This window comes from Robbsia sp. KACC 23696, assembly GCF_039852015.1.
Taxonomy (GTDB): Bacteria; Pseudomonadota; Gammaproteobacteria; order Burkholderiales; family Burkholderiaceae; genus Robbsia.
Genome location: NZ_CP156628.1, coordinates 792,881 through 819,486 on the forward strand (window position 1 = coordinate 792,881; position 26,606 = coordinate 819,486).

A 26,606-nucleotide genomic window follows, 5' to 3' on the forward strand; every position below is an offset into this window, starting at 1 on the left:
GCTTCTCTACACTGCGCGGTCGGCGATGATGGACGGCGAAGCACGCAAGCCGCCATCATCCCGCGGCAACGGCGAGGGCTAGGGGGAAGCTATCAATGCGCCGTTTGATAAGGATCGCGAATCACGATCGTGTCCTGGCGCTCCGGTCCTGTGGTGACGATCGAAATCGGAACGCCTGCCAACGACGCGACGCGGTCGATAAAGGCACGCGCTTGCGCCGGTAACGATGCCAGATCACGCATGCCCTGCACCGGCTGCGACCAACCCTCGAAGTGTTCATAGACCGGCGTAAGCCGCGCTTGCGTCGCCAGACTCGCCGGGAGGTAATCCAGGCGCTCGCCGTCGAGCGTGTAAGCGACGCACAGCGATATACGATCCAGACCATCCAGCACATCGATTTTCGTAAGCGCGAGGGAATCGATACCGGAGACCTGAACGCTCTGCCGGAGTTGCACCATATCGAGCCAGCCGCATCGCCGGGGCCGCCCCGTATTCACGCCGAATTCGCGTCCGGTGGCTCGCAGCCGCTCGCCCATCGCATCGTGCAACTCGGTAACGAACGGTCCCTCTCCCACGCGCGTCGCGTAGGCTTTCGTGACGCCGACTACATGTCCCAGAGACTTGGCGCCGATACCCGACCCGGTGGCGGCAGCAGAAGCCACCGTATTCGAGGACGTGACATAGGGATAGCTCCCCCAATCGATGTCTAGCATCACCGCCTGCGAGCCTTCGAACAACATCTTCTGGCCGCTTGCCTGCGCCGCCTGCAGGTCGGACCAGACCGGGCGAACGAAAGGAAGCACCCTTGGCGCCAGTGCCAATAAACCGGCCAAGATCGTCGCACTGTTCGCCTCGGGCAAGGACAAGCCCCGAAACCAGGCATTGTGATAGACAACGAGTTCGTCGAGTTTCGCCGCGAGGCTTGCCGGATCCCCCAGATCACAGACGCGCAAGCCACGGCGCCCCACCTTATCCTCATAGGCCGGCCCGATGCCGCGCAGTGTCGTGCCAATAGGCGAGCGACGCAATTGCTCTTGCGCGCGGTCGATGTCCCGATGCAACGGCAATACCAATGTCGCGTTTTCCGAGATAGCGAGATTCTCGGGTGTAACCTGCAGTCCTTGCGCGGCCACCCGGTCGATCTCGGCGAGGAGTGCCTCGGGGTCGAGTGCCACCCCGTTGCCGATAACGCCGCGCTTGCCCCGAACCAGACCGCTCGGCAACAACGCGAGCTTGTAGATCTTGTCGTCGACCACCAGCGTATGACCGGCGTTATGGCCGCCGTTATACCGCACAACGATGTCGGCGTCGCGTGCCAACCAATCGACGAGGCGTCCCTTTCCTTCGTCGCCCCACTGCGCGCCGACGACCACCACATTTGCGCCTTCCGCGCGCTTCGCCGGGGACGGCGTCTCGGTTGCGACAACGTTTATTACTTGCGACACGCCTTGCTCCTCGGTCTATTTCCTCTGCCACCCGCGCCAACACGCGATCCGACGTCACTATAAATGCCGAACGGAAATCGCCACAAACCATTAATCTTGACGTATCGTGTGACTTAAAGTCACCCGAACATCGCGTATTCACATGGCCCGACGCCTTCCCCCGTTGAACGCGCTGCGCGCTTTCGAAGCCGCCGCGCGGCTCGGCAGCTTCTCCGCTGCGGCGGACGAACTTTGCGTCACGCACGGCGCGATCAGCCGCCATATCCAGCAACTGGAAAGCTGGCTGGGACATGCCCTGTTCGACCGCTACAATCGCCGTGTCGCCCTGACTGCGGCGGGCCAGCGCTATGTCGGCGAGATCACCGCGGCATTCGATCGCATCGCCGAGGCCACCGCACAGCAAACACAAACGGACGGGCAAACGGTTTTGCGCGTGAACGCGCCCGCCACGTTTGCATTGCGCTGGCTTATTCCGCGCCTGTCGTCGTTCCAGGCTGCGCAACCGGCCATCGAAGTCCGTCTGTCGAGCTCGAACGAGCCCATCGACAAAGTGTCGCCGGATATCGATGTCGTGATTCGAGGGGGCCCGCAAACAGTCGATGGCTTCGAGGCGGAGGAATTTCTTGCGGAGCGACGTCTGCCGGTCTGCTCACCCAAGCTACTGCAAGGCAGGCCGCTGGAGAAGCCTTCCGACCTCGCCCGGTTCACGCTGCTGCACGCGGCCACCTATCCCAGAATGTGGCCCGATTGGTTGGCCGCGAGCGGCAACGCCGATCTCCTGCCGCAACAGGGGCTGACGCTCGAACATTTTTATATGACGCTGCAAGGTGCCGTAGATGGCCTGGGTGTCGCGATGGGTCCCACCGCATTGGTTGCTGACGATATTGCCGAAGGACGGTTGATCTGTCCCTTCGATGGACCGGCATTGCCCGCTTGGCGATACTTTACCTACGTACGCACCGAGCGCGCCGACAACGCCGGCGTCCGTGCGCTGCGGCACTGGCTTTCGATCGTCGGAGCACGCGGCGACAAAGGGAAAAATCCCTCCGCGGCAAGCTCCTGACCTTTTAGGATCACCATCGCCGCATCGTGCATTTTGCTATTGGCCCTAGCCCTTGAGCCGTGATGCGGCAAGCTGTCGCCTGGCGATCGCACTGCCACTGACAATAAGCAAACCAGTCAACGCCAACACGGTACCGCTTATAAAGGGCGTCGTAAGCCGCTCCTTCAAAATCATCGATCCCAAAACGACACCGATCAGCGGAGTCATCAGGCACAAAATGCCCAGGGGGGCCGCAACATACCGCCTTAGTAATCCGAACCAGATGAGGAAACTGACAACGGAGACGATGAGCGTCTGAAATGCCAAGCTGGCCCATACGAGCAGCCCGGACAGCCCATGGACCTGCCCGGTGGCCAGCGACACCGGCAACAGCAGAACGAACGCGCCGAGCAACTGATAAAACAAGGTCTGTGTTGGCGGCGCTTCACTAAGGCGGCTGATACGCACGGCCACTGTCGTCGCGCCCCACACCACGCCCCCGCAAAGCGCGAGAAAATCGCCGAACAACGCATGCCCGGTCCGCGCGCCCGGCATCTCCATCAGCAAGGCGACGGCAATGCCCGCGAACGTCAACGTCACGCCGGATCGCAGCGCAACCTGAAAGAAGGGGGAAACCGTGTCCGCGATCGCCTTGATGGCGATTTGTTGCAAGGCCCACGTGCAGCAAAGCACGACCATTGTCGCAACGGCGGATCCATCTAATGCGCGTCTCATCTGACCTGCGTCCAAATAGGAGGAGGATTCACTGTAAATCAAGCAAGATCGACGCATCAAGCGCGAAACCGGCATGCGCAGCCGTTTTCTTGTCGACGAAAATCCGATGATGCTGCCGACAACCTGAGCGAGCGTATAGCCCATCAGGGTGAGGAAGTTGTCATTCGCCTCCAGCATCTTGCCATCCATGTCGAACGAAACGACGCTCTGCGACTTATGGATCGCCGCGATCTGGCCCTGATGGTCTGCCTGGCGAAGTTTCTCGCGCGTCACCACGGTGGCCTATTTGATGATCTTGAAGGGCCGACCTTCCTGGTCCAGCACCGGGCTGTAGATGGCCTGCAGCCAGACATCGCGCACCAGCATGACGACTTCGCCAACCGCGCCGGGGAAATGCCTATTGGGCTAGACCTGCAACGTTTATGATAGCGCGAGCTGACCTTTATCCGAACAAATCGTGCTGCACCCATTCGTGCCCAGCCAAGGCCGACTCGGCATCGACCAATCCGCCCACGCGCACCCCCAGCAAGCGCAGCTTTCGCTCAAGCGGCACACGCTTCAAACACTCGCCCGCCGCGCGGCGGATTTCCGCGGCATCCGCCGTCGGCACCTGACGCGTGAAGTCGCGCGTGACCGTCTTGAAATCGTCGTAGCGCAGTTTGATGCCGATCGTATGCCCGACGTACCCCTTGCGTCTCAGGTCGTCCGCTACCCGCTCGCACAAGGCCGTGAACGCCGCGGTCAACGCCGGCCGATCGTGTTTGACGTGCAGATCACGCTCGAACGTCGTCTCGCGACTCATCGATTTCGGCTCGGAGCTGACGACGACCTCGCGTTCGTCTTGCCCATGGGCGACCAAGCCCAACCATGCGGCATAGCTGCGGCCGAAGTTTTCTTGCAGCACGGCCGGGTCGGCCCGCGCCAAGTCGCCGACCGTATGCAGTCCGAGGCCGGCCAGTTTCTCGCTTGCCTTCGGGCCGATGCCATTGACTTTTTTCGCCGCCAGCGGCCAGATGCGCGTCTCAAGATCGGCCATCGTCAGCAGCGTCAAGCCGTTCGGCTTGTCGAGTTCGGAACCGATTTTCGCCAGCAGCTTGTTCGGGGCGATACAGATCGAACAGGTCAAGCCGGTCGCCTGCGTGACGGCATCCTTGATCCGGGTCCCTAATTCCGTCATCCCAATCCGTAAGTCCGCGGCCAACGTCGTCAGATCGATGTAGATTTCGTCGATGCCGCGATCTTCCACGCAATCGGTAAACGTGCGGACGGCTGCCTTGAAAAGTCTCGAATAGTGTCGGTACGCGTCGAAGTCCGTTGGCAGCAGAAAGGCATCCGGCGCCAATTGCGCCGCCTTCATCATGCCCATCGCCGAGAAGACACCCAATGCACGTGCCTCATACGTCGACGTGGTGACGACACCCCGACCCGCATAGTCGCGCAGACGCGCGAATTGGCGACTGCCGTCCGGGCGCTCCGTAGGCGCAGCCTGCCGACCGCCACCGATCACGACCGCCTGGCCCTTCAATTCGGGATAGCGCAGCAATTCGACGGACGCATAGAAAGCGTCCATATCCAAATGCGCGATGCGCCGGACAGGCGGCTCGACTGAATCGATCGGTGAATCGGGATGGGAGGCAGGCATCGTGTGAGCGATGATTCGGGCAGTCGCGACGTTACGCCTTTACGTGCCCTCGACTCGTAAAGGCTGTGTATCCGTACAGTATCATAATTCGGTCCGCCAGGACGAAACGACGCGGCCCCACCCACCTATCACAAAAAGATTCCGTCTCGTAACCGTTACGCGCCGCACTGTAAATCCAGCGAAATTGACCTGTCAACGCAACGAAGATAACGCTGTTGAACCGAAGAGTTTGGATTTCCGCACTGGGCGAATCGCTAATATCAAAAGCTGCCGTCGTCGCCACTGTCGGGAGTCGTCGGCTTCAACCGAAACGGAGCGATTGATGAACATCGACAGACTCGCCACGTCGCATGACATGTTCACGACGCTTTGCCCCCCTATTTTGGAACAGATCGCTGGTGCCCTCTGTTTTGAGGATATTGCGACGTTACACGGCACCAATAAGACACTGTGGCATTACTACAAGACTGACCAACTTCCCGGCACACGATGGGTCAAGGTTATTTCATCGGCCTTGTCCGATATGGTCACGAACGACACGTTATTGGACGCGTTGGCGCATATCGATACTGCGCCCGCCACGGTGCGCCCGGTCCTGCTTTATATGCTTGCCACTCGCCGGCGCGGCCTGGCCCGCCACGCCTCGAACCCGATTCACACGGCGATGAACGACAGCATCGACATCGCCCGGCACGCATTGCATGTGCTGCGCCTGGACGCCCCGTCCCTTGCAATCACACCCTGGCTGGTCGATCTCCGTATTGCCGAATGGTACGCCAATTGCCCCTTGCGTTCGTCTCGATATGAAGCGTATACCAGCGAATTCGTCGATCGCCACCGGGACATGTCTTCCTCTGAATGGTCGGGTGCCCTCGATGCGATTTTCGCGACATGCGGTGCCATAGCGTCGTCGATCGTCTGGACGCTGATCAAGGACGGCGGTCGACCTTTTCCGAGGGTGTCGGACCGACTCGCCATCGGCCTCGCTCGAACAGTCGGCCTCGATCGCGACATCGACGCCGGGATCACGAATATCGCCGAGGCCCTTCAGCTGCGTTTTGGTATCACGTACGCTCAGCGCCACGCATTGCTGGATCCGATCATTGCAGGCGATATCGCGGCAAAAATGAAGGGGCGCAACTACCCCTACAAAGCCCATTGCGCAGTGTGGTCGGGTGATGACCTCGCTTTTATGACGCTAACGGAAGATCTGCACATGCAGTCCTTCCTGCCAGCGTTGCGACATAGCCATAACAAATGGCTGCGCACGTTCAAATGCCATGCCGGCGCGATGCGACACGATTGGCTCGATCATGCCTATCGCTTCTTTCAGAGGCTGGAACCCGACGTGTTTGGCGCTACCGCGCACATACGCGCCGCGATCGTATCGGACAAAAAACTCGAGGTCTTGCCCAGTACGCGCGCGGCTGTCGAAGCGGATGTGCAGCCTGGGAAATCAGGGGCGCCCATCCGTCTACGCGACTTTGGCAGCATGGAAAATTTCGACGGTCATATCGCGCGGTTTGCCAAAATCCATGCTCAGGAACGCAAGGAAGCGGATCCGGCAACCTGTCCGGATGCCCGGAAGCTGCGGCAAAGGACGGTGGTCAACTGTGTGAAGCTCTACGATCTGGCGGTCTTCGAGGAGGCCTATCTCGCGCTGCTCGGCCCACGGTTCAAGGCGCAGCTCCACGCGCAGTTCGACGCGCTATTTGAAAAAATACAATCCGCGCCTCTCCGTGTTCAGCCGTTACTGATGGAACGGTTGGCGAACGGTCTGACCAAGGAAACAAACGGCGAGCCCTACCGGCGTTTTGAGACATGGCGACGTGAAGTCGTCGAGAAGTTCACGAAACGCGACCAGCCGTTCGCCATCGTACATAGCTACGTCGCTGAGATTCAGGCCTTGTTACGCAGTAGCGATCTCCCCCTCAGCGAAGCGCGCTTCAACGAGATTGCCGCGCTGACGCAGCAAGTGGTTGATTCGACGCCGTCGTGGTCATGGGGCGTGTTGCTATCTTATATGTGGCAGTCATCCAATCGATTCGACTTGTCGACGTTTCCGGCAAATGCGCGCGCGTTTCTGCTGTCACGCAGTAAGCGTTTGATTAGCAAAACGTGCCTGGTCCGGTTGACCGAGGCGTTCTTGCTCAATCCAACGTCGCGAAGCCATCATTCCGAGACGATCTTTTCCCGACAATTATGCAAAATCGCCGCGGTCAACTTCCCGATGATGCCCGATAAGCGCGAGGGCCCTCTCAGCAAGTTCGACTGCTTCTGCAATCGGATGGGTATTTTGCAATCGGATAGAAACGCGATGCGAGAAATCATCCTGGACGGCATTGCCGACAACATCGCGCCGCGCGACTTCCTCGTCAAATCGGTCCTCCGATCGCGGCTGCGCGAAGCGGGTTTCGACGACGCGGACGCTTTCTTCTATCTACTGCAGGAAACGCGCGGCAGAGCAGAATTGATAGATTATTTCAAATGCGACACCTAGCCCTGCGCAGGGGCCACTCGGCATGCCGTGCCAACGTCACGTGCACGCCGAGTCGTGCGGCGTTTAGTTTTTCTCGTCGCTAGCCAGTTGCGCTCTTACCTTCGCCACTTGCGATGCGGAAACACTCGCACCCTTATTGCCCCAACCCGAACGGACAAACGTGGCCAACTGCGCAACTTCATCGTCGTTCATCCGACCCGCGAACGGGGGCATCGGCAAACGTTCGGGCGCCTTGTCCGTCGACGGCGCTTCGGCGCCACGCAGGATCGTCTCGATCAAGCCAGTCGGATCCTTGGCATTGACCATCGAATTGCCCGCCGTGGCCGGGAACACACGCGATGCGCCGTTACCGGTGACCGTATGGCAGCCCGCGCAGTTATCGAGATACAGACGCTCGCCCAACGTCAGCTGCTTTGCCGCCGTCAGATGTGCCTGCGTTGCGGCCCGCGCGATTTCGTCCACCGCAGGTGTCGCCGTCGCCTGATTGACGCTCAGCGTCTTCAGGTAATCGGCCACTGCGTGCAGATCGGCATCGCTCATATGCGACGTACTGTGCTCGACAACCGACTTCATCTCGCCGCCCACCGTCGTGTGCGCATTGCGACCCGATGACAGGTAGTCGACCACTTCGTCCGCGGTCCAGCTTGCCACGCCGCCTGCCTGCCCGCCGGCGCGCAGTTGCGGCGCCCACCAACCGTTCAGGCCAGCGCCACCGAGATAGTCGCTGCCGCTGCCGTCGAGCGCCTTTTCTTGCATCGCGACACCGCGTGCCGTATGGCAGCTACCGCAGTGACCTAAACCTTCCACCAAATAGGCACCGCGATTCTGATCGACACTCAACTTCGGGTCCGGCTTGAAAGCCCCCGGTTGCGTAAAGGCCCAGTTCCACAGGCTCAGACCAAAGCGCAGGTTGAACGGAAACGACAACGCGGTCTGGGGCGGCGTGACTGCCACCGGCTTCACGCCTTTCATGAAGTACACGTACAGATCATGCACGTCCGCGTCCGTCAGCTTGCTATACGAGGGATAGGGCATGGCCGGGTACAGATTCGATCCGTCGGCACGCTTGCCATCGCGCAACGCCGCGGCAAATTGCGCTTCCGTGTATTGACCGATACCGTGGTCCGCGTCCGGCGTGATATTCGTCGAATAGATCGTGCCGAGCGGGCTCTTGATCGGCAGTCCGCCGGCAAACGGCTGACCGGCCGGGTTCTTGCTCGTCGCGGCGGCGGTGTGGCAGGCGATACAGTCGCCGACACGTGCCAGATAGGCACCGTGCCGGATCGACGCGTCGTCGGCGCCCGTCGCCGATGCGGCCAGCGGCGACGATGCCGTGGCATCCGGCGCTGCAACCGCAGCGGACGGTTGCAGCCAGGCGGCCAGTCCGAATGCACCGACCAACACGCCGGTGCGCAACGCGCGAACAGCCGGACGCTGCCACGCCGCGCGAGGTGTAGAGACCTTCATCTTGTTTTTCATCCCAATATGCGCCTTATGCCTGAACCAGCGGGCCCGGATTCTTCAAGTACTGATCGATGATCGCCTTCACGGAGAAGTACGTCAGTGCACCGATCGTCCCGGTGGGGTTGTTCTGGAAGTTCTGCGGGAACGCATTGCCGCCCGGCACGAACACATTGTGTACGTCCCAGCTCTGCATGAACTTGTTCAACGCCGAGTTATTCGGACTGTCACCCATGATGGCGCCGCCGACATTGTGCGTGGACACATAACCCACCATCTTCACATGCGTACCCGGCTTGATGATCGTGTCGTCCATCCGATCGGGCTTCAGCTCGGCGGCGATTTCACGCAGCTTGCCGCCCAGATACTGCGCGACATTGATCTCGTTGTCCTTGTAGTCGTACGTCATACGCAGCAAGGGCTGGCCGTACGGATCCTTGTACGTGGGATCCAGATCCAGATAGACGCCGCGATACGACATATTCGTCAGCGACATCGACAACTTCATGTGATGGCCGTAGTAGTTTTTCAGCGCCGTCTTGTAATCGGCGCCCCACTTCTTCGTGCCGGCCGGCAAGGTCGTCGACATCGGCGTGCCAGTGGGTTGCGAACCATGCAGCTTCGCGCCACCGATAAAGCCAAGCTTCGCCGCGTCGTACGTTCCCGGCGAGAAGTCGTTGAACATCTTGCCGGTGGTGCCCGCCGAGGCGAACGGATTGAAGTGCAAGTCCTTGAAGAACATCTGCAAGCTGGTGCCCATCTGCCATGCGTAATTCTTCCCGACCTGACCCTGTTCGGTCACCGGATCGTACGGCTTGCCGATACCGGACAACAGCATCAGACGCACATTGTTCAGCGAGAACGACGACAGGATCACCAGCTTCGCGGGCTGGAACACCTCGTTGTTATTCTCGTCGACATAGGTCACGCCCTTGGCGGTCTTTTTGTCCGCGTTCAAGTCGACTCGGATCACATTGCTGTTCGTCCGATACGAGAAATTCGGCATGCGGCGTACCGCGTCGAGAATCGTCGTTTCCGGCGAGGCCTTCGAAAAATTCACGCACGCATAGAAACTGCAGAAGCCGCAGTAATTACACGGCCCGAGCTGCATGCCATACGGGTTCGTCCACGGACGCGACACGGCCGCCGACGGATTCGGGAACGGGTGATAGCCGAGATTACGCGCCGCCTTGTCGAACATCGAACTGCTCAAGCTGTCTTTCAGCGGGGGCAGCGGATAGGGGTTCGAGCGCGGGCTTTCAAACGCATCGCCGCCATCGAAAAGCTGACCGCGCACGTTGCCGGCCTGACCGGACAGGCCGCAGACTTTCTCGAAAAAGTCGAAATGCGGTTCCAGCTCGTCGTACGAAACCGGGAAATCCTGCAAACGCATGTCGTCCGGCAACTGACCCTTGGCGTAATGCTCTTTGGCGAAAGACGCCATTTTGAGATCGGTCGCCGTGGAGCGCATCAACTGCCCGGTCCAATGCAAACCGGCACCGCCTACCCCGTCGCCCGGCAGGAAGGGTCCGAGCACGCGGTTTGGCAAGGCGGTTTGATTGATGTTCTGGCGCACCGTGATGGCAGCCTGCTTCGGCCGCATCATCAGCTTGTGACGCTTCCCGTACATCAATTCGTCCGCGGCTTTCGGATAAGCGAACTCGGCATTCTTACGGTCGCCGCCGCGCTCCAGCGCCAACACCGTCAGCCCTTGCTTTGCCAATTCGATACTCATGATCGAACCAGTCCATCCCAAGCCGACGACAACGACGTCGACCGGATCCTTTGTGATAGCCATCATCTGTCCTGTTTTTTTGCGCCGCACGGACTCGCCGTGCCGCCTTGCATTCACGTAATGACTTACTGAATCGCGCTATGTCATCTTTTGTAAGGTCCGACACCGCCCCGCCGACTTCGCCCTGCCCCGCGAATACCCTTGCCGACGACATAGATTTTCGGCGTCGCCGTGTTATACGTCGTCCTATAACATCGCGCTCGAAACCGACCATTAAACGTCGTCGCTGGATACGCGGGACGAGGGGGCAAATAGCTTTCGCGGGACCCGACGAGGCCTTCGTCTGGGGCGAGCGACAAATTAGCCGCGTCGGCCCGCCAGATCGACGGGACCCAGCGGATAGGGCACGTTGTGCTGGTCGATCCATTCCGTATAGCTGGCGCGCACGCCCGGGAAGCCCATCATCTTCCACGACCCCATATCGCGATTACCGCCATGGATCGGATCCGACAGATAGCCTTCTTGCGTGTTACCCAAGACTGCGCTGAAGAATTGCGCCGAACGCAACTGCGTTTCACCAAAATTCTTGAAGTCCACCTGGTTCTTTTCCAGCGCGGTCAGAACCGTATCGCGGGTCTTCTCGTCGAGTGCCTCGAAGCCCTTCTGATACGTCTGCTGGCAGTACTTCTGCGTCGCGGCAATACCCTTTTGGTACACTTCGCGCGGCGAATACGGCAGCTGATAGCCAAAAATGGGATCGGCGTTGACGTCGAACGGCCCTTCCATATACCAGTCTTCGGCAGCGCCATAGCCACCGGACAATTCGCTATCGATAAAGACAGGCACGTTCGCTTCCAAGGCACCCGGCCCGTCGCTGTTCGCAGGGATCAGACGATCAGTCAGCGCCTTGATGAAGGACCACTCCGATGCATTGAAGAACTTGGGCTGGTATTGGTCGAGTGGCGGGGCGGGCGGCGCTTCCGCAAAGGCGGACTGGATCAGCGGCGCACTGGCGCCCGCGACAACCGGAATGACCGGGATGACGGCGGAACCGCGCAGGAAGCGGCGGCGGTTCGAACTCACCGGGGCGCCGTCGGAAGCATCCGCGGCATCGGCCCGCTGCGCATCGTTGAAACCGTTTTTGTCTGACACGATGAACTGGCTTGTAAGTGAAGAGAGAGGCCCCGGCGCTCTAAAATGTCACCTAGGGATGACCCGATGTGATCATACAACCAAATGAAATATATTGCGCCAAAACGCCGCTGTGCCGATACGACGCATGATGCGTTGACTTCCGGATGAGACTGCGGTACTTGCCGTTAACCCGAGCGGGAAAGACCTAGCTAACGTATCCCCTATTTCCGCCTTACTCTACCGTTACAAATGCCCGGTACAGCAAGACCTGGACGGTGTTATGCGCGGGGCGGCCGCCGCTCGGTCAACCCAAAATGTGGCGCATTTTCGATAGCGTCATCACGAAAAGCGCAACGGTCTATTGTGCCGACGGCGTGTTGAATAGCTAACGGAGGAGACAGCCCGTGACCCATCACTACATGAGACATGCCATCACCATATTGGTGATCCTGATGCTCGGCTTTCTGGTGGTGAACAAGGCCATCCAGCATGCCCACGCGGGCACTGCGGAAGGCGGCAAAACCTGTTTCCAACAGGCATCGACAACGCGATCCGAATCATTGGCGAGTGGCTTTTCCAAAGCAGGTGCGTTCGCGCAAGCTGAGAACGTCCTGGCGCGCTGCCTGATCAATCGCTGATTTCCACCCAGCCTATTCCCCGTCTGCGTGGGTAAAAGGCCCTCGACGGATTGGAAAGCGACAGCGCGTTTGCGTTGAGGTCGGCCGGTCCGCGTTAACGCGGCCAGCCGCGCGCCACGACGAGGGGCGTCTCCGCGCCCCGCACGGCAGTCACGCGCGGTGTTCGCCCGTATCGAAACGCCCGAAAAATACCCCTCCGCTGCAGCGGAATCGCGAACGACCTATCATGGCGTTTTCCTTTCGCGTTCCCCGGAGCGCCGCCCGATCATGTCCGAGTCGCAGTCTACCGCCGCCGGCACGTATGCCAGCACGTCCGCCTACGCGCCCTCTTCCGATCCGGCTTCGTCGGAACAAGCGACAATGCCATCCCCCGCTTTTCCAGTGCCTTTATCGCTGCTCGACCTGTCGCCGATCGTCGAGGGCGGTAGCGCCGCGCAATCGTTCCGCTGCACCGTCGATCTTGCCCAGCATGCCGAGCGGTGGGGTTTCAATCGCTACTGGCTCGCGGAACACCACAATATGCCGGGCATCGCCAGCTCGGCGACGTCGATCTTGATCGGACAGGTGGCCGCTGCGACGAAACACATTACCGTCGGCTCGGGCGGCATCATGTTGCCGAACCACGCCCCCCTCGTGATCGCGGAACAATTCGGCACACTGGCAACCTTATTCCCCGGCCGGATCGAACTCGGGCTCGGGCGTGCGCCGGGCTCGGATCAATTGACCGCCCGTGCCTTGCGTCGAACATTGCAGGATAGCGCCGAGCGTTTCCCGGAAGACGTGCTCGAGCTGCGCGACTATTTCGCACCGGCCGCTCCGGGCCAGCGCGTACTGGCCGTACCGGGCGTCGGCACCGAGGTGCCGATTTGGTTGCTTGGCTCGAGTCTGTTCAGCGCGCGCCTGGCCGCGGCGCTCGGCATGCCCTTCGCCTTTGCGTCGCATTTCGCGCCGGACCTGCTCGACGCCGCGCTCGACACTTACCGCCATCACTTCGAGGCTTCTCCCACGTTGGCGGCGCCGTACGCCATGGTGGGCGTCAATGTCTTCGCGGCTGACACGGAAACCGACGCGCGTCGGATCATGACCTCGGCGCAACAGCAATTCCTCGCCTTGCGTCGAAATAATCCGGGACGCTTGAAGCCGCCGGTCGACTCGATGGAAGGCCTGTGGCACGAAAGCGAGAAGGCCAATGTCGAGCGCGCGCTGGGGTGTGCCGCGGTGGGCAACCCGGAACAGGTCCATACCGCGCTCCAAGGCATTTTGGCCCGCACCGGTGCCAATGAATTGATGCTGGCCGGACAGATCTTCGATCACACGGCGCGTTTGCGCTCGTTCGAGATTGCGGCCGAAGCGGCGCGCACGCTTCAGCCGGTTCGCGCATAAGCGCTACCCGACGGATCGTTCAGCGCAGGAACAGCCGCAACGCCGCGTACCCCGCGGTGGCACCCACCGCGCTGACGATCGTCCCCCACAGCAGATCCGCCGCAACCAGAACCGGCGTCCACCGCGCCAGCGTCGCGTAGTTCGTCAATTCGTACGTGGCATAGCCGAAAAAGCCCAAAGCCGCACCCCGCCAGAGCGCCGCGCTCCAGTGCCCCGACGCGATACCCGGTAGCACGGCGAAGTACACCAGGCCGAGCACGTAAATCACGTAGAAAGCGGCTGCCGGGCCGATGCGTACCGGCTCCGCCAGGTAATCCCCCAATGCCGCACGATACAGGGCCCCGCCAACAAAGCGCAGATAGAGCGCGTCCATCAGCAGGAATACCACCGCGGTGCCGATATAGGCGATCACGCCACGTAAAAGGATCCCGCTGAGCGTCCCCTCGCTTATTACTGCTGCCATTGCGTCTCTCCGATGTCGCCGTGTTGAACGATGCGACCGCGCGCGCTGCCGCTGCGACGGTCGTCTTTCGATCATATCGGCAAGTGTCGTTGCGTGTAGCGGCTAGGGGAGGGAACAGGACAACAGATACCGGCGGGGACACCGGTCATGCGGGGTGCGCGCGCCTCGAACGAGGGTGCGGAGGATCAGTGCGGTAACGCTCCGGCCCTAGGCGGGGCTGGTCGACACAACCCCGCCGAGCAGCGGGCGATCGGATTGGCGCGCGGTGTGAAGCCGGCACGCCCGTCGCGATCAACGCGCGGAAAACACCAGGATATGGAAAATCATCGCGACCAACAGCGTCACGCCCACGCCACCGCCGTACAACATCACGAACCACAACATCGGGTGCTTGGCGCGCGGTGCTTGCCCATCGGCCGCGCGCGGACCACGCGTGCCGACGTCCGCTTGAAACGGCTTGCGAATGGCGGCAAGCCAAGGTGCATTGAGGTTCATGACGTCACCTGTCAGTGATTTGGAACGAAGCTGAAGCGATACACGGGGCGCTTACTGCCCTGCCCCGTGTCACGTCTGGATCAGTGGTAGCCCGGGTCGTCGTGACGAACCTTGCCGCGGAACACCCAGTAACCCATCGTCGTGTAGATCAAGATGATCGGCAACACGATGACCACACCGATCAAGGCGAACAGCTGACTGGAGTGCGGGGATGCCGCATCCCAGATCGAGACCGACGGCGGAATGATGTTCGGCCAGAGGCTCAAGATGAAACCGGTGTAGCACAGGAACACCAAGGACAGGCCCCAGACGAACGGCAGGCGGTCATGTTGCTTCCGAACCGAACGGCGCATCAGCCACACGCACAGCAGCGTCAGAATCGGCACCGGCGAGAAATACATCAGCGTCGGCATTGCAAACCATCGGCTGGCGATCAGATCGTTGCCCAGCGGCGTCCAGATACTCACGATGAGGATCGCGCCCAGCAGCAGCACGGTCAGCGGCCACATCAGCCGATACATCTTGCGTTGCAGATCGCCGTCCGTCTTGGCGATCAACCAGGCACAACCCAGGACGGAGTACGCGATCAGCAAGGCAAAGCCGCAGAACATGCTGAACGGCGTGAACCAATCCAGCGGGCCGCCGGCGAACGCGTGGTTCTCCATCTTGATGCCCGACAGATAGCCACCCAGTGCGATGCCCTGGAAGAAGGTCGCGCCAGCCGAACCCAGAATGAACGCCAGATCCCACAGGTTCCGCGTGCGGCGCGACTTGGCCCGCAGTTCGAATGCCACGCCACGGAAAATAAGGCAGATCAGCATGAAGATCAGCGGCAGATACAGCGCCGACAGGATCCCCGAATACGCTTCCGGGAAGGCCGCGAAGAGGCCCGCGCCGCCCAGCACCAGCCAGGTCTCGTTGCCGTCCCACACCGGCGCGACCGTGTTCATCAACACGTCGCGATCATGGTGCTCCGGAAAGAACGGGAACAGGATGCCGATCCCCAGATCGAACCCATCCAGCACCACGTACATGAACACGCCGAGCGCGATGATCGCCGCCCAAATAAAGGTGATATCCATTTGCTTGCTCTTTATTCGCGAGGGCTGCGATCAGTGCGATTCAATCGACTCGTTCGAGCCGGACAGCGGACGGCGGGCGGTCTGTGCATGATCGCCGCGACCATCATCGCCCCATTGGTGCGACTTCTCGCGATCGCTCGCCATCGGCAGCGCCGGACCCGTCCGGATCAGCTTCAGGATGTAGTAGATACCGGTGCCGAAGACCAGGAAATACACGATCACGAACATCATCAGCGAGATGCCCATCGCTTGCGTGTTGTTCGGCGAGGCCGCATCAATGGTGCGCATCACGCCATACACCACCCACGGCTGACGACCGGCTTCGGTCGTGATCCAACCGCCCAGCAGCGCCAGGAAGCCGCTCGGGCCCATCAACAGCACCCAGCGCTGGAACCAACGCGCCTCGTAAATCTTGCCGCCCTTACGCATGGCCAGACCGACGATCGACATCAGGATCATCAGCATGCCGAGACCGGCCATGATGCGGAAGGTCCAGAAGATCAACGTCGAGTTCGGACGATCTTCCTTCGGGAAACTCTTCAAACCGCGGATCTCGCCATTCCATTCATGCGTCAGGATCAGGCTGCCCAGATGCGGCACCGAGATGCGGTACTTGGTCTCTTCGTTCTCCATGTCCGGAATACCGAACAGGTTCAATGCGACGCCCTTCTCGGTGTCCCAGATCCCTTCGATCGCGGCGATCTTGGCCGGCTGATACTTGCGCGTGTTCAAACCGTGCGCGTCCCCGACGACAGCCTGAATCGGCGTCAGGATCAACAACAGCCACAGCGCCATCGAGAACGACTTGCGGATTGCCGGATCCTTGCGTCCGCGCAGCATATGCCAGGCGGCGCTGGCCGCCACCACAAAGCCCGCGACGATAAACGCGGCGATGGCCATATGGAACAGACGGTACGGGAAGGACGGGTTGAAGACGATCTTGAACCAGTCCGTCGGCATCACGCGGCCATTGACGATCTCGAAGCCTTGCGGCGTCTGCATCCAGCTGTTGGATGCGAGAATCCAGAACGTCGAGATCAGCGTGCCGATGGCCACCATCAATGTCGCGCCGTAGTGCGCCTTCGGGCCCACCTTGTGCCAGCCGAACAGCATCACGCCGAGGAAGCCCGCTTCGAGGAAGAACGCGGTCAGCACTTCATAGCTGAGCAGCGGCCCCGTGACCGGCCCCGCGAACGTCGAGAATCCGCCCCAGTTCGTGCCGAACTGATAACTCATCACGACCCCGGACACCACCCCCATGCCGAAGCCCACCGCGAACACCTTCGACCAGAACATAAACATGTCCTTGTAGATCGGGTTGCGGGTTTTCAGCCACACGCCTTCGAGCACCGCGAGGAAACTCGCGAGACCGATACTAAGCGCGGGAAAGATGATGTGGAATGAAACGGTGAATGCGAACTGGAACCGGGCCAGATCGACTGCACTTATATTGACCGACATGTTACGTCCTTAGGGCCTGTCACTGACAATCGGCAACCCCTCGTGAGATACATCCGTTTGTTGTACGGGAAACCCCAGTTTCATCCGTCGGCGGGTCGCGCGCCAATGACGCCCGGACTGCCTGACCGTGAACCGCGGCTCCCGCTACACGTCTGCTGTTTTTTCTGGCGTGGGGAGACTGACGCCATCATCCCAGATGCGATGCACCAAGACGACGCGACAGGCCGCCGCATGCAACGTTACGCTTACCAGTACAAACTAGTTGCCTAGACAGCGGCACACGTTCATAACGATATGATTACTTTAAAGGAAATCGATCGCGCGTCGCGTCCGGCCTCGCTAAAAATGCGTCGTCGATGCGTCGATCTGCCGCATCGACCCTTTCGGGTAAATCAGACGAACGGGCGTCGGCTTAACGCTTAAAGCGCCCCAATGTGGTGCAGAGCGCGAAGGGGCTGCATCACGCGGAGCGCCACGTTCGCGGCCGACGTATTCCGCTGCGGCGGCAATCGATGCAAGACGATCTGCTGGCCGGTATTCGGCGGCCTAACGCGGGCGGCGGTAAAATGCAGGGACGCTTGACGAACACCCACGCCGTTTCCGGACGACGACGCACTGTTTGCCGCCCCAGACCTTCAGCATCACGGCTTTTCGTGCGGAAGGCACGACGCTTCTCCTGACTCCAATGCGCATGAACGATAGTGTGAAAACCGCCGCTGCCTCATTCGATACCACGCACGCCGCGGCCGGCGCAGGTCCGGGCGCGGCGACAAAGAGCGCACCGCTTCCCGGTGGCGACCAGCTGCCGCTCGACGACATCGTCGCGGCATTGCGGGACTCCCGGGAGTCTACCCACAATGTGCGGCATCGCGGCAGCGTGCGCGAATTGCCGTCGCGCACCGCGATCGCCGATACGATGGAAGCATTGGCAGCGGCGCTATTTCCGACGCATTACGGTCGCACCGATCTTACCGACCGGGACATCGATTTCTTTGTCGGCAGTACCTTGAGCAATGCGCTGCGCGTCTTGAACGAGCAGATTCGACGGGGCCTGCTGTTCGCCGAAGACGCGCCGCAAGATGCCGAGGTCAGCCGACTACGAGCCGATGAAATCACAGTGACGTTTGCCCAGCAATTGGTGCCGATCCGGGCGTTGCTGGTAAGCGACGTACGCGCCGCGTACGCGGGCGACCCCGCGGCGGCCAGCATGTCCGAGGTGTTGCTGTGTTATCCGGGCACGATCGCGATCATCTACCATCGCATCGCCCACGCGCTATGGAACCTCGGCGCTTATTTCATCGCGCGCCTGATTTCCCGGATATCGCATTCGACAACCGGGATCGATATCCACCCGGGTGCCCAGATCCGTGGCAGCTTCTTTATCGACCACGGCACGGGCGTGGTAATTGGTCAGACGGCGATCATCGGCGAACATGTTCGCCTCTATCAGCAAGTGACGCTGGGCGCAAAGCGCTTCCCGGAAGACGAGAACGGCGCGTTGATAAAGGGCATACCGCGTCATCCGATCGTCGAGGATGGCGTCGTGATCTATGCCGGCGCGACGATCCTCGGACGTATCACCATCGGCCGAAACTCGACGATCGGCGGGAACGTCTGGCTCACGCATTCGGTGCCGGAGAACAGCAATATCGCGCAGGCAAGGATGCGCAATGACTGATACGCCGCCGATCGGCACGCCGTCGTCGGCGCCGCTTGCGCCCGAGGCGCCGACGACGGCGGATCTGGCGTCGATGCGCGAACGGCTGCGCGACTTCATGCTGGCCCATCGGCGGGTATTCGTGATCACCGGCGCCGGCTGCAGTACAGAGTCCGGCATTGCCGACTACCGCGACCGACAAGGCGCCTGGAAGCGACCGATGCCGATCACGTTCCAGGCCTTCACGGCGGAGGCGGCCACACGACGACGCTATTGGGCACGGGCGATGGTGGGTTGGCGTCACCTTGCGCGCGCGACGCCAAACGCAACGCACCGCACCTTGGCGTCATGGGAAAAAGCCGGACGCCTGTCCCTGCTGGTCACGCAGAACGTGGACGGCTTGCATCAGGCGGCGGGCAGCCACGACGTGGTCGATCTGCACGGTCGTCTCGATGGCGTGGTCTGCCTGAAGTGCGGCGTCCGCATGCCGCGGACCGACGTACAGGCGGAACTCGCCCGACGCAATCCGCACTTCGCCACACTGGATGCGCCCAGCGCGCCGGATGGCGACGCGGACCTGGAACACGCGGCCTTCGCCGATTTCGATGTCCCCGATCACGCCGGTTGCGGGGGGATGCTGAAACCCGACGTCGTGTTTTTTGGGGAGCGCGTTCCCCCTGAGCGTGTCGAACGGGCCAAAGCGGCGATCGAGGCCTCGGACGCCCTGCTGATCGTCGGCTCGTCGTTGATGGTCTATTCCGGCTATCGCTTTGCGCTAGCGGCCGCCGAACGCGGCATCCCGCTTGCCGCCTTGAATGTGGGGCACACGCGCGCCGATGCTTTGCTGTCACTGAAAATCGAGGGTCAGGCAGGCGCAGTGCTCGGTGACCTTTCGCTGGACCGCTCGGGCGCTACGATCGACGACTGAGCAAGGCCTGGCCATTGTCTCGTCCCCAACCAAAAGCCGGGGACAAGTCGTGACGGCGTGCCGCGCTCGCCGAACCCTGACGCTTAGCCCAAGGTGACGTCGTCGCGCCGCACCAGACGATAATGCGAGACGCCCCACTGCGCGCCGTTGCGATGGCCGAACAGGCCGATCGTCGACAGCAGGAACAACCGCCAACGACGCTTCCACAGGCTGGCGTCGGCACCGTAGACGTCCCGCAAGATCTCGTCTATCGCCTCGCTATTCCGGTCGAAATTCGACAGCCAGTCCTGCGCCGTGCGCTCGTAGTGCGTTCCGTCCCAGCGCCACTGTTTTTCCAGCGCGAACAAGTCGTCGAACTGCGCGATCATCGTATGGCTGGGCATGATGCCGCCGGTGAAGAAATGCTGCGCGATCCAATCGGTCGGATCGGTGTGATCGAAGCGGTAAGGCGCGCCTTGATTCGAGAAAACATGGAGAAAAAGCTTGCCGCCGGGCACCAGCCATTGGCGTACCCTTTCCAGCAAGCCACGCCAGTTCGCCATGTGCTCGAACATTTCGATCGACACCGCACGATCGAAGCGCGCTGCGGTGTCGGCGATCCGGAAATCGTTCATGTCGGCGGTGATGACCTCGACATTACGCAATCCCTGCGCTGCGAGAACGGATTCGATATAGGCGCGCTGTGAAGCGGAATGCGACACGGCCGTGATGCGCGCCGCCGGGTAATGTTGCGCCATCCAGATCGTCAGCGAGCCCCAGCCACATCCCAACTCGAGAATACGCTGGCCATCTCGCAGCTCGGCATGGGCGCAACTGCGCGCCAACGCGTCCTCTTCCGCCTGCGCCAAAGCGGACGATTCGGCCAGCGCCGCGTTTTGGCCATCGGGCGCGGCCTTGCTGTCCGCTGCCGTGAGTGGCGTACCGGCGAATCTGTCGGCGTGCATCGGCGCGTGCGTCGCCTTCGGCAAAACGTAATAACCACAGGAGTACTTTCGGCGCGGACCGAGCATCAACGCAAAAAACGCCGCGGGAATCTCATAATGCTGTTCTCGTGACGCGTCCGTGTGCACCGCGATCGGGAAGCGTTGCATATCGGCGGCGAATGCGGCATCGCGCTCGGCGGGATCGATCAACTGATCCGCGGTCTTGCGGGCCGTCTTGTCGACCAGATAAGCAATACCGGCCAGCGTCAAGGTATCCGGCAACGGCAGGCGCTCAGCGACATTGATCAACGATGCGATAGGATTCATACATTTCCTTGCTTTTTGCGAGACAAAAGACAATCGGAAGATCGATCGGCTAGACGCGGACACGGACCCGGAAAGGGCTAGGGCTCGAGGCGACTGTAACGTGCCCCTGCGCCACACCCCATCCGCAGCAACCCTAGCTCGCGTCCCCGCGTCGATATCGGCCTAGGGCGCTGGCGGACGCGGCCAAAACGCCGACGTACGCGCCACGTAGGCCTGCCATGCCTTCCCACGCGAACGCGCCATATGCGCCTCGAGCGGCGGAATCCCCGAGACGTGTACAAGAAGCCCATACATCAGCAGAGGTGCGAGCAACGTCAATGCCGACCACGGCGCGTTGAGCGGCGCAAAAGCGATCAACGGCCACACACACCATGATAAACATTCGAAAAAGTAATTCGGATGCCGAGACCACTGCCAGAGCCCGATATCGCAAACCCCGCTCCGCGCCGACGCGTCATGACCGAATTGGCGCAACTGCCGATCCGCGACGGCCTCCCCGCGCCACGCGACGATAAACACCAGGATCCCGAGCGCGTCGCGCCAATCACCGAACGGAACAGGGCGAGCAGCCGTCAACATCACCGCCAGGACCAAAGGCAAACCTGCCAGCGCCTGAATCTGCAGGAAGACGAGCAGCCGTCCGCGATAGCTGGCGCCCCATTCCGCACGCAATTGGGCATAGCGTGGATCGTCTTTGCCGCGCAAGGAACGCTGAGCGATGTGAGTACCAAGCCGAATCGCCCACGCCGCCACCATGACCGCCGACAACGCCGCACGTGGCCACCCGCTCGTTGCCGGGCTCATGTCCGCCGCGCCGAACAAAACCGGCTCGAACGCGGCACCCACGGCGGCGATACCGATCCCGTACGACCAGAACACATCGATCCAGCCATGGTTGCCGGTGCGCAGTGCCGCCCCCCATGCCGCCAGCATGACACAGGCCAGCACGATCCAAATCATCAGCGCATTCGCGCCGATCTGGGCCCCGGTCATCATATCGCACTCCTTATTATTGGCATTTCTTGATCCGCGAATGACGGTTGCGATGCGCAACGGTTGCTGCGAGCGGCGTTCAGCCGAACCCACCAGCGACCGCGCCGCGCGGCCGGTCTGGCTCTCGCGCTACAAGCCGACGATACGTTGCGCGAGCCGCGCCAGCCATCCTTCCATCACTAACGTACCGTCGATCGACAGCACGCATACACAGGCCTCCGTCGAATTCACCATCGGTCGATGATGCTCGTTCTCATCGCATTCCGACAGATCGCCGATCTGCATATGTCGTTCGCCATCTTGAAACGACCCTTGCAGGATGCAGGTGTATTCGACCCCCGAGTGCGTATGCGGCGGCAAACCCGTCCCGGGGACGGCCTTGAGCAGCAAAACTTTTGCCGCAGGATCCTCCGGGATCAGCACGCGCGCCCAATGAATACCCGGACCCACCATGCGCCAGGGACTGGCTTCATACGCCGACAGCGGGGATGGCAACGTCAGGCCGTCCCAGGCACTCTTGCGACGCGAGACGGCGCTGCCGCGCCAGGCCCCGGCGATACCGGCACGCCACGACGCGCCCACTCCAGGCCGCCGCAACACCAGCCCACGCTCTGTCAAACGGTCAGCACGCTCGGCGAACCGAACGGCATGACCGGCAGCGCCCGCCCCGACCGGCTCGCGCTGGAGAAGCGCCGCATCCGGATCCGCCAGCAAGGCGGCGACGTCCGCGTTGAACGAGACCGGCGCCGCCTGTTCAATTGCCGCCCCGCCCACGCCTTCGAGCACACGCATCACCTTGCGGCAATGCTCGCACTGCGCGATATGCGCCGCGACGACCAGGGACGGACCCGTCTCCAAATCGCCGGCGGATAGCCGCGCCAGTGTCTCGTCGGCTGGATGATGCTCGATCATCGTCTCATCCTCTGACAAAATCGCCTATTTAAAAAGATGCACATGAAATACCACAATCGAAGCCGCAAGCGTGCGGCGCTCGCAACCCTCGCCAACCCTTCCGGTCAACTGCCCCACGCGTCCAACATACTGCGCAGTTTTTGCGTCGCCAGCCGCAACCGGGACTTCACCGTCCCGAGGGGCAACGACAGCTCACGCGCCACGTCGGCATGCGCCAGACCATGAAAAAAAGCCATCATCACGACCTTCGACTGCTCGTCGGGGAGACGCTGCACCGCTTCCCGTACGCGCGCGTCCCGCTGGCTCGCCTCCACCCACGCGCTCGTATCGTCAGCGCCGTCCTCGGACAAGGCGCGCTCACCCGATTCCAGCGCATCGTCGCTGATCGTTTCCAATACTCCGCGCCGGCCCGCATCGATCCGCAAATTACGCGCAATCGTGTAGATCCAGGTCGACGCGCCGGCCCGTGCCGGATCGAACTGCGCCGCCTTGCGCCATACCATCAACATCGCTTCCTGGCTCAGATCCTCGGCGTTATCGGCAGGACTGCCACCCCGCATCAAGAACCCTTTCAACCGCGGCGCGAAATAGGCAAAGAGCTCGGCAAATGCCGCCTTGTCGGCACTCTCGGCAATGCGCACGATCAAAAATGCATGCCGCTCCGGCGAGCCGGCAGACGCCGCCAGGGCGTGAAGGGTCAACGCCTCATTCACGGCGCACCTCCTCCACTAAACCTTCTGGCGCTGCCGCCCGGCACCTCTTCTCAGGCACGAAGGCAACCGCGCGTTCGCGCGCCGCACGGCCACGCATGCCTGCGCCCTGGCCTTGCTCCGGACGACCGCGCAAGCATGCAATGCAACCGGCCCGCACCACGGCGCGGTCCACTACCCGCAGCGGAAATTGCGCACGCTGATATTGCATAGTCTGCTTCTTCTACGTTGTGAACATTCGGCTGGATCACCAGCCCGATGTTTTTTTTCAGTGAGTGATCCGTCCCCACCAACGCCGCGTATACCTGATACATCAAGTACGAAAAGTGGCCCGCCCCGCAAGGAGCGGCTGCGGCCCGCCGCCGGCATGCGGCGGCCTGGATATCGACTTCTACCGCGCGGTGGGCCGCGCCGGTGGAGGATCGCAGGCCGAGTGGTCAAATTTACCCGCCCCACGTCAAGCTTACCGTTTATGTAAGATAGTGACAGGGTCCAGCGAGAACGTCACGTGCCACATGTCGAGCCGAATGTAACATCGTCCATCAGCCGCGCCGCCGAAATACCATCCTCATGGGATAGGATTTCGCGGAGCCCGCTTCAGATCGCCGTCATCGGGACAGGAATCAGTGGCATGAGCGCCGCCTGGCTGCTCTCCCAGAAACATCAGGTCACCGTCTTCGAAGCCGCCAACATCGGCGGGCATAGCCATACGGTCGATGTCGCCTCCGCATCCGCCGCAGGGACCCCGTCCCGAGGGACGGCCGACTTGCCGGTCGACATGGGTTTCATCGTCTACAACGAACCGTGCTATCCCAATTTAACCGCGCTGTTCCAGCACCTCGACGTGCCGACACAGGCAAGCGATATGTCGCTGTCCGTGTCGTTCGACGACGGCGCGCTCGAATACGGCGGAGACACGATCAATACCCTTTTCGCGCAACGGCGCAATCTGTTGTCGCCAAGCTTCTGGTCGATGCTGCGTGACTTGATGCGATTCTACCGCGAGGCGCCCCGCCATCTGGGACGCTTCGCCGAGATGAGCATCGGCGAATGGCTGCGCACACAGGGCTACGGTAACGCGTTCTTGCATCATCATTTGTTGCCGATGGCCGCCGCGATTTGGTCCGCGCCGGCTGCGCAGTTGCTCGATTATCCCGCACAGGCTTTCGTCACCTTTTGCGAAAATCATGGCTTGCTGCAGCTCCGCGATCGTCCGCAATGGCGCACCGTTCGCGGCGGAAGCCGCGAGTATGTCAAACGGCTGACTGCCGCGTACGGGAACCGCATTGCGCTGCGCGGCGCGGCGGTGCGCGTGTCCCGGCATGATTTTGCTCGCACGGGGAAAGTCTGGGTGCAAGGGAGTGACGGGCAGAATGCCGCCTACGATGCGGTCGTCATGGCAGCGCATGCCGACGAGTCTCTTGCGCTGCTGGACGATCCCGACGACGCGGAAAGCCGGCAACTCGGCGCCTTCGGCTATGCGCAGAATCGGGTCGTCCTGCACGGCGATCAGGCGCTGATGCCGAAACGGCGGGCCATCTGGTCGAGCTGGAATTATCTCGGACGCCGGGCACGCATAGGCGCAGACCCCGCGGACATCGATCAGCCGCAAACGGTCAGCCTGACCTATTGGATGAATCGCTTACAGCATCTGGACCCGACGCATCCGCTGTTCGTCACGTTGAATCCGCAACGCGGTCCGCGCGACGCGCTGATTTATCACGAACGCCAATTCAGTCACCCGATATTCAATCAAGCGACCGCGCGCGCGCAATCGCAATTATGGTCGCTGCAAGGGCTACGCGGCACGTGGTATTGCGGTGCCTACTTCGGCGCGGGCTTTCATGAAGACGGCTTGCAGGCGGGTCTGGCGCTCGCCGAGCAACTCGGCAGGATGCGGCGCCCCTGGATCGTCGCAAACGAATCCGGCCGGATTCAACTCGGACCCATCCCAAAATCCGGCCGGCAATGGCCGACGGACCACGCCGCCGTTCCCGCTGCGGTCCCGGCGGCCGTCGGCGTCGTCGATGCGGTGATCTCATGAACGACGACGCGGTGCTCTATACCGGCGTGGTCACGCACCATAGACATGCACCGAAGGTGCACGCACTGCGCTATCGGATCTATTCGATCCTGCTCGATCTCGATCGCATCGACGAGACCGCGCGCCGCTGCCGCGTGTTCTCGCGCAATCGATTCAATCTGTTTGCATTCCACGATCGTGACCATGGCGACGGCAGCGCCGCGCCGTTACGCCAACAGACGGTAGATCGCGTCGCGCTGGCACACCCGGATACCGCGCGCGACATCCGCCGCGTCGCGCTACTGTGCATGCCGAGAGTGCTCGGCTATGCCTTCAATCCCTTGTCCATCTACTACTGCTACGACCGTAACGACAGCGTGATCGCGATCGTCTACGAGGTGAACAATACCTTTGGACAGCGCCACACCTATGTCATTCCCGTCGATGTATCGCATAGGCAGGAAGCGAATCGCATCATCCGACAGACCTGCGACAAGCGCTTCCACGTCTCGCCGTTTCTGCCGCTGTCCATGCGCTATATATTCCGCGTGGCACCGCCGGGGCCCCGCCTGTCGGTCGCTATCGACACGCGCCTGCAAGGACGCGACGGCCAGCGGACCGAGGGTAAATCGATGTTGGACGCGGCATATGTCGCCGAGCGCCATGCATTGAACGATGGCGCACTATTGCGCGCTTTCGTTTCGCATCCGCTGCTGACATTGAAAGTCACGCTAGGCATCCATTGGGAGGCCTTGTTCATCTGGCGCAAGGGGGCAACCTTTCATCGCACGCCCGGCCTGCCGGCCCCGTTGAGTCTCGTGGCCGCCGATGGCACGACACGCGACGTCTCCGACATTTCTCCCTAGCCGAACTCCATTCCCTGTCACTATGTGCGCAACGCGATATAAATCACTGGA

At 61.4% G+C, this 26,606-nt stretch carries 23 protein-coding genes; 9 read left to right on the forward strand and 14 right to left on the reverse strand.

Annotation, left to right across the window (positions count from 1 at the left end; translation table 11 throughout):
* Window positions 1-92: 92 nt before the first annotated feature.
* Window positions 93-1,433: an adenylosuccinate synthase gene (locus ABEG21_RS24730; RefSeq protein WP_347559090.1), complete on the reverse strand. Its 1,341-nt coding sequence runs from the start codon at window positions 1,431-1,433 to the stop codon at window positions 93-95.
* Between the two features lie 154 nt (window positions 1,434-1,587).
* Here ABEG21_RS24730 and gcvA point away from each other — a divergent pair, with 154 nt between their 5' ends.
* Window positions 1,588-2,508, forward strand: a complete 921-nt coding sequence (gene gcvA, locus ABEG21_RS24735) for a transcriptional regulator GcvA (protein ID WP_347558248.1) — start codon at window positions 1,588-1,590, stop codon at window positions 2,506-2,508.
* A 45-nt stretch (window positions 2,509-2,553) separates the two neighbouring features.
* On the opposite strand, the gene ABEG21_RS24740 is transcribed toward gcvA, so the two are convergent.
* The gene (locus tag ABEG21_RS24740; protein ID WP_347558249.1) at window positions 2,554-3,222 is read right to left on the reverse strand and encodes a DMT family transporter; all 669 of its coding nucleotides are present in this window, start codon (window positions 3,220-3,222) and stop codon (window positions 2,554-2,556) included.
* A 216-nt stretch (window positions 3,223-3,438) separates the two neighbouring features.
* On the opposite strand from ABEG21_RS24740, the gene ABEG21_RS24745 reads away from it, so the two are divergent.
* On the forward strand, window positions 3,439-3,648 hold the full coding sequence (locus ABEG21_RS24745; RefSeq protein WP_347558250.1) for a hypothetical protein: 210 nt from the start codon (window positions 3,439-3,441) through the stop codon (window positions 3,646-3,648).
* 16 nt (window positions 3,649-3,664) lie between these two features.
* Here ABEG21_RS24745 and dinB read toward each other — a convergent pair whose 3' ends face one another.
* Window positions 3,665-4,864 carry a DNA polymerase IV gene (gene dinB, locus ABEG21_RS24750; protein WP_347558251.1) on the reverse strand — a complete coding sequence of 400 codons (1,200 nt, stop codon included), beginning with the start codon at window positions 4,862-4,864 and terminating at the stop codon, window positions 3,665-3,667.
* 322 nt (window positions 4,865-5,186) lie between these two features.
* Between dinB and ABEG21_RS24755 the strand changes: the two genes are divergently transcribed.
* Window positions 5,187-7,364 (forward strand): hypothetical protein, encoded by a 2,178-nt coding sequence (locus tag ABEG21_RS24755; RefSeq protein ID WP_347558252.1) that lies wholly within the window; start codon window positions 5,187-5,189, stop codon window positions 7,362-7,364.
* Between the two features lie 63 nt (window positions 7,365-7,427).
* On the opposite strand, the gene ABEG21_RS24760 is transcribed toward ABEG21_RS24755, so the two are convergent.
* The 3 genes from ABEG21_RS24760 to ABEG21_RS24770 form a co-directional block, all read right to left on the reverse strand.
* A complete protein-coding gene (locus ABEG21_RS24760; RefSeq protein ID WP_347558253.1) occupies window positions 7,428-8,843 on the reverse strand; it encodes a cytochrome c in 1,416 nt (471 codons plus the stop codon).
* Window positions 8,844-8,856: 13 nt separating this feature from the next.
* Window positions 8,857-10,626 carry a GMC family oxidoreductase gene (locus ABEG21_RS24765; RefSeq protein WP_347558254.1) on the reverse strand — a complete coding sequence of 590 codons (1,770 nt, stop codon included), beginning with the start codon at window positions 10,624-10,626 and terminating at the stop codon, window positions 8,857-8,859.
* Between the two features lie 294 nt (window positions 10,627-10,920).
* Entirely contained in the window at window positions 10,921-11,712 is a 792-nt protein-coding gene (locus tag ABEG21_RS24770; protein ID WP_347558255.1) for a gluconate 2-dehydrogenase subunit 3 family protein, read from the reverse strand.
* Between the two features lie 386 nt (window positions 11,713-12,098).
* Here ABEG21_RS24770 and ABEG21_RS24775 point away from each other — a divergent pair, with 386 nt between their 5' ends.
* On the forward strand, window positions 12,099-12,332 hold the full coding sequence (locus tag ABEG21_RS24775; RefSeq protein WP_347558256.1) for a hypothetical protein: 234 nt from the start codon (window positions 12,099-12,101) through the stop codon (window positions 12,330-12,332).
* 360 nt (window positions 12,333-12,692) lie between these two features.
* Window positions 12,693-13,715, forward strand: coding sequence for an LLM class flavin-dependent oxidoreductase (locus tag ABEG21_RS24780; protein WP_347559091.1), 1,023 nt, complete (start codon window positions 12,693-12,695; stop codon window positions 13,713-13,715).
* Window positions 13,716-13,734: 19 nt separating this feature from the next.
* Here ABEG21_RS24780 and ABEG21_RS24785 read toward each other — a convergent pair whose 3' ends face one another.
* From ABEG21_RS24785 to ABEG21_RS24800, 4 genes are all read right to left on the reverse strand, one after another.
* Window positions 13,735-14,178 carry a DUF2177 family protein gene (locus tag ABEG21_RS24785; protein WP_347558257.1) on the reverse strand — a complete coding sequence of 148 codons (444 nt, stop codon included), beginning with the start codon at window positions 14,176-14,178 and terminating at the stop codon, window positions 13,735-13,737.
* Between the two features lie 291 nt (window positions 14,179-14,469).
* Complete coding sequence (locus tag ABEG21_RS24790; protein ID WP_347558258.1) at window positions 14,470-14,673, reverse strand: hypothetical protein; 204 nt, start codon at window positions 14,671-14,673, stop codon at window positions 14,470-14,472.
* An 80-nt stretch (window positions 14,674-14,753) separates the two neighbouring features.
* Window positions 14,754-15,755: a cytochrome d ubiquinol oxidase subunit II gene (cydB, locus tag ABEG21_RS24795; protein ID WP_347558259.1), complete on the reverse strand. Its 1,002-nt coding sequence runs from the start codon at window positions 15,753-15,755 to the stop codon at window positions 14,754-14,756.
* A 30-nt stretch (window positions 15,756-15,785) separates the two neighbouring features.
* Entirely contained in the window at window positions 15,786-17,216 is a 1,431-nt protein-coding gene (locus ABEG21_RS24800; protein ID WP_347558260.1) for a cytochrome ubiquinol oxidase subunit I, read from the reverse strand.
* 802 nt (window positions 17,217-18,018) lie between these two features.
* Between ABEG21_RS24800 and epsC the strand changes: the two genes are divergently transcribed.
* A complete protein-coding gene (gene epsC / locus ABEG21_RS24805) occupies window positions 18,019-18,894 on the forward strand; it encodes a serine O-acetyltransferase EpsC (RefSeq protein WP_347559092.1) in 876 nt (291 codons plus the stop codon).
* Between the two features lie 73 nt (window positions 18,895-18,967).
* Complete coding sequence (locus tag ABEG21_RS24810; RefSeq protein ID WP_347559093.1) at window positions 18,968-19,801, forward strand: NAD-dependent protein deacetylase; 834 nt, start codon at window positions 18,968-18,970, stop codon at window positions 19,799-19,801.
* A gap of 83 nt (window positions 19,802-19,884) precedes the next feature.
* Here the strand turns inward: ABEG21_RS24810 and ABEG21_RS24815 are convergent, their stop codons facing one another.
* From ABEG21_RS24815 to ABEG21_RS24830, 4 genes are all read right to left on the reverse strand, one after another.
* On the reverse strand, window positions 19,885-21,051 hold the full coding sequence (locus ABEG21_RS24815; protein WP_347558261.1) for a cyclopropane-fatty-acyl-phospholipid synthase family protein: 1,167 nt from the start codon (window positions 21,049-21,051) through the stop codon (window positions 19,885-19,887).
* A 162-nt stretch (window positions 21,052-21,213) separates the two neighbouring features.
* Window positions 21,214-22,047, reverse strand: coding sequence for a DUF1295 domain-containing protein (locus ABEG21_RS24820; RefSeq protein ID WP_347558262.1), 834 nt, complete (start codon window positions 22,045-22,047; stop codon window positions 21,214-21,216).
* Window positions 22,048-22,173: 126 nt separating this feature from the next.
* Window positions 22,174-22,956, reverse strand: coding sequence for a cupin domain-containing protein (locus ABEG21_RS24825; RefSeq protein ID WP_347558263.1), 783 nt, complete (start codon window positions 22,954-22,956; stop codon window positions 22,174-22,176).
* 104 nt (window positions 22,957-23,060) lie between these two features.
* Window positions 23,061-23,669 (reverse strand): sigma-70 family RNA polymerase sigma factor, encoded by a 609-nt coding sequence (locus ABEG21_RS24830; protein ID WP_347558264.1) that lies wholly within the window; start codon window positions 23,667-23,669, stop codon window positions 23,061-23,063.
* Window positions 23,670-24,174: 505 nt separating this feature from the next.
* Here ABEG21_RS24830 and ABEG21_RS24835 point away from each other — a divergent pair.
* Both ABEG21_RS24835 and ABEG21_RS24840 read left to right on the forward strand, forming a co-directional pair.
* Window positions 24,175-25,710, forward strand: coding sequence for an FAD-dependent oxidoreductase (locus tag ABEG21_RS24835; RefSeq protein WP_347558265.1), 1,536 nt, complete (start codon window positions 24,175-24,177; stop codon window positions 25,708-25,710).
* Window positions 25,707-26,555: a DUF1365 domain-containing protein gene (locus tag ABEG21_RS24840; protein ID WP_347558266.1), complete on the forward strand. Its 849-nt coding sequence runs from the start codon at window positions 25,707-25,709 to the stop codon at window positions 26,553-26,555. Before ABEG21_RS24835 ends, ABEG21_RS24840 begins: the two co-directional genes overlap by 4 nt.
* The last annotated feature ends 51 nt before the right edge of the window (window positions 26,556-26,606 follow it).

Coding starts and splice junctions, on each gene's coding strand:
- gcvA (WP_347558248.1), top strand. CDS start 1,588: ATGGCCCGACGCCTTCCCCCGTTGAACGCGCTGCGCGCTTTCGAAGCC.
- ABEG21_RS24740 (WP_347558249.1), bottom strand. CDS start 3,222: ATGAGACGCGCATTAGATGGATCCGCCGTTGCGACAATGGTCGTGCTT.
- ABEG21_RS24745 (WP_347558250.1), top strand. CDS start 3,439: ATGGATCGCCGCGATCTGGCCCTGATGGTCTGCCTGGCGAAGTTTCTC.
- dinB (WP_347558251.1), bottom strand. CDS start 4,864: ATGCCTGCCTCCCATCCCGATTCACCGATCGATTCAGTCGAGCCGCCT.
- ABEG21_RS24755 (WP_347558252.1), top strand. CDS start 5,187: ATGAACATCGACAGACTCGCCACGTCGCATGACATGTTCACGACGCTT.
- ABEG21_RS24760 (WP_347558253.1), bottom strand. CDS start 8,843: ATGAAAAACAAGATGAAGGTCTCTACACCTCGCGCGGCGTGGCAGCGT.
- ABEG21_RS24765 (WP_347558254.1), bottom strand. CDS start 10,626: ATGATGGCTATCACAAAGGATCCGGTCGACGTCGTTGTCGTCGGCTTG.
- ABEG21_RS24780 (WP_347559091.1), top strand. CDS start 12,693: ATGCCATCCCCCGCTTTTCCAGTGCCTTTATCGCTGCTCGACCTGTCG.
- ABEG21_RS24785 (WP_347558257.1), bottom strand. CDS start 14,178: ATGGCAGCAGTAATAAGCGAGGGGACGCTCAGCGGGATCCTTTTACGT.
- ABEG21_RS24790 (WP_347558258.1), bottom strand. CDS start 14,673: ATGAACCTCAATGCACCTTGGCTTGCCGCCATTCGCAAGCCGTTTCAA.
- cydB (WP_347558259.1), bottom strand. CDS start 15,755: ATGGATATCACCTTTATTTGGGCGGCGATCATCGCGCTCGGCGTGTTC.
- ABEG21_RS24800 (WP_347558260.1), bottom strand. CDS start 17,216: ATGTCGGTCAATATAAGTGCAGTCGATCTGGCCCGGTTCCAGTTCGCA.
- ABEG21_RS24810 (WP_347559093.1), top strand. CDS start 18,968: ATGCGCGAACGGCTGCGCGACTTCATGCTGGCCCATCGGCGGGTATTC.
- ABEG21_RS24815 (WP_347558261.1), bottom strand. CDS start 21,051: ATGAATCCTATCGCATCGTTGATCAATGTCGCTGAGCGCCTGCCGTTG.
- ABEG21_RS24820 (WP_347558262.1), bottom strand. CDS start 22,047: ATGATGACCGGGGCCCAGATCGGCGCGAATGCGCTGATGATTTGGATC.
- ABEG21_RS24825 (WP_347558263.1), bottom strand. CDS start 22,956: ATGATCGAGCATCATCCAGCCGACGAGACACTGGCGCGGCTATCCGCC.
- ABEG21_RS24840 (WP_347558266.1), top strand. CDS start 25,707: ATGAACGACGACGCGGTGCTCTATACCGGCGTGGTCACGCACCATAGA.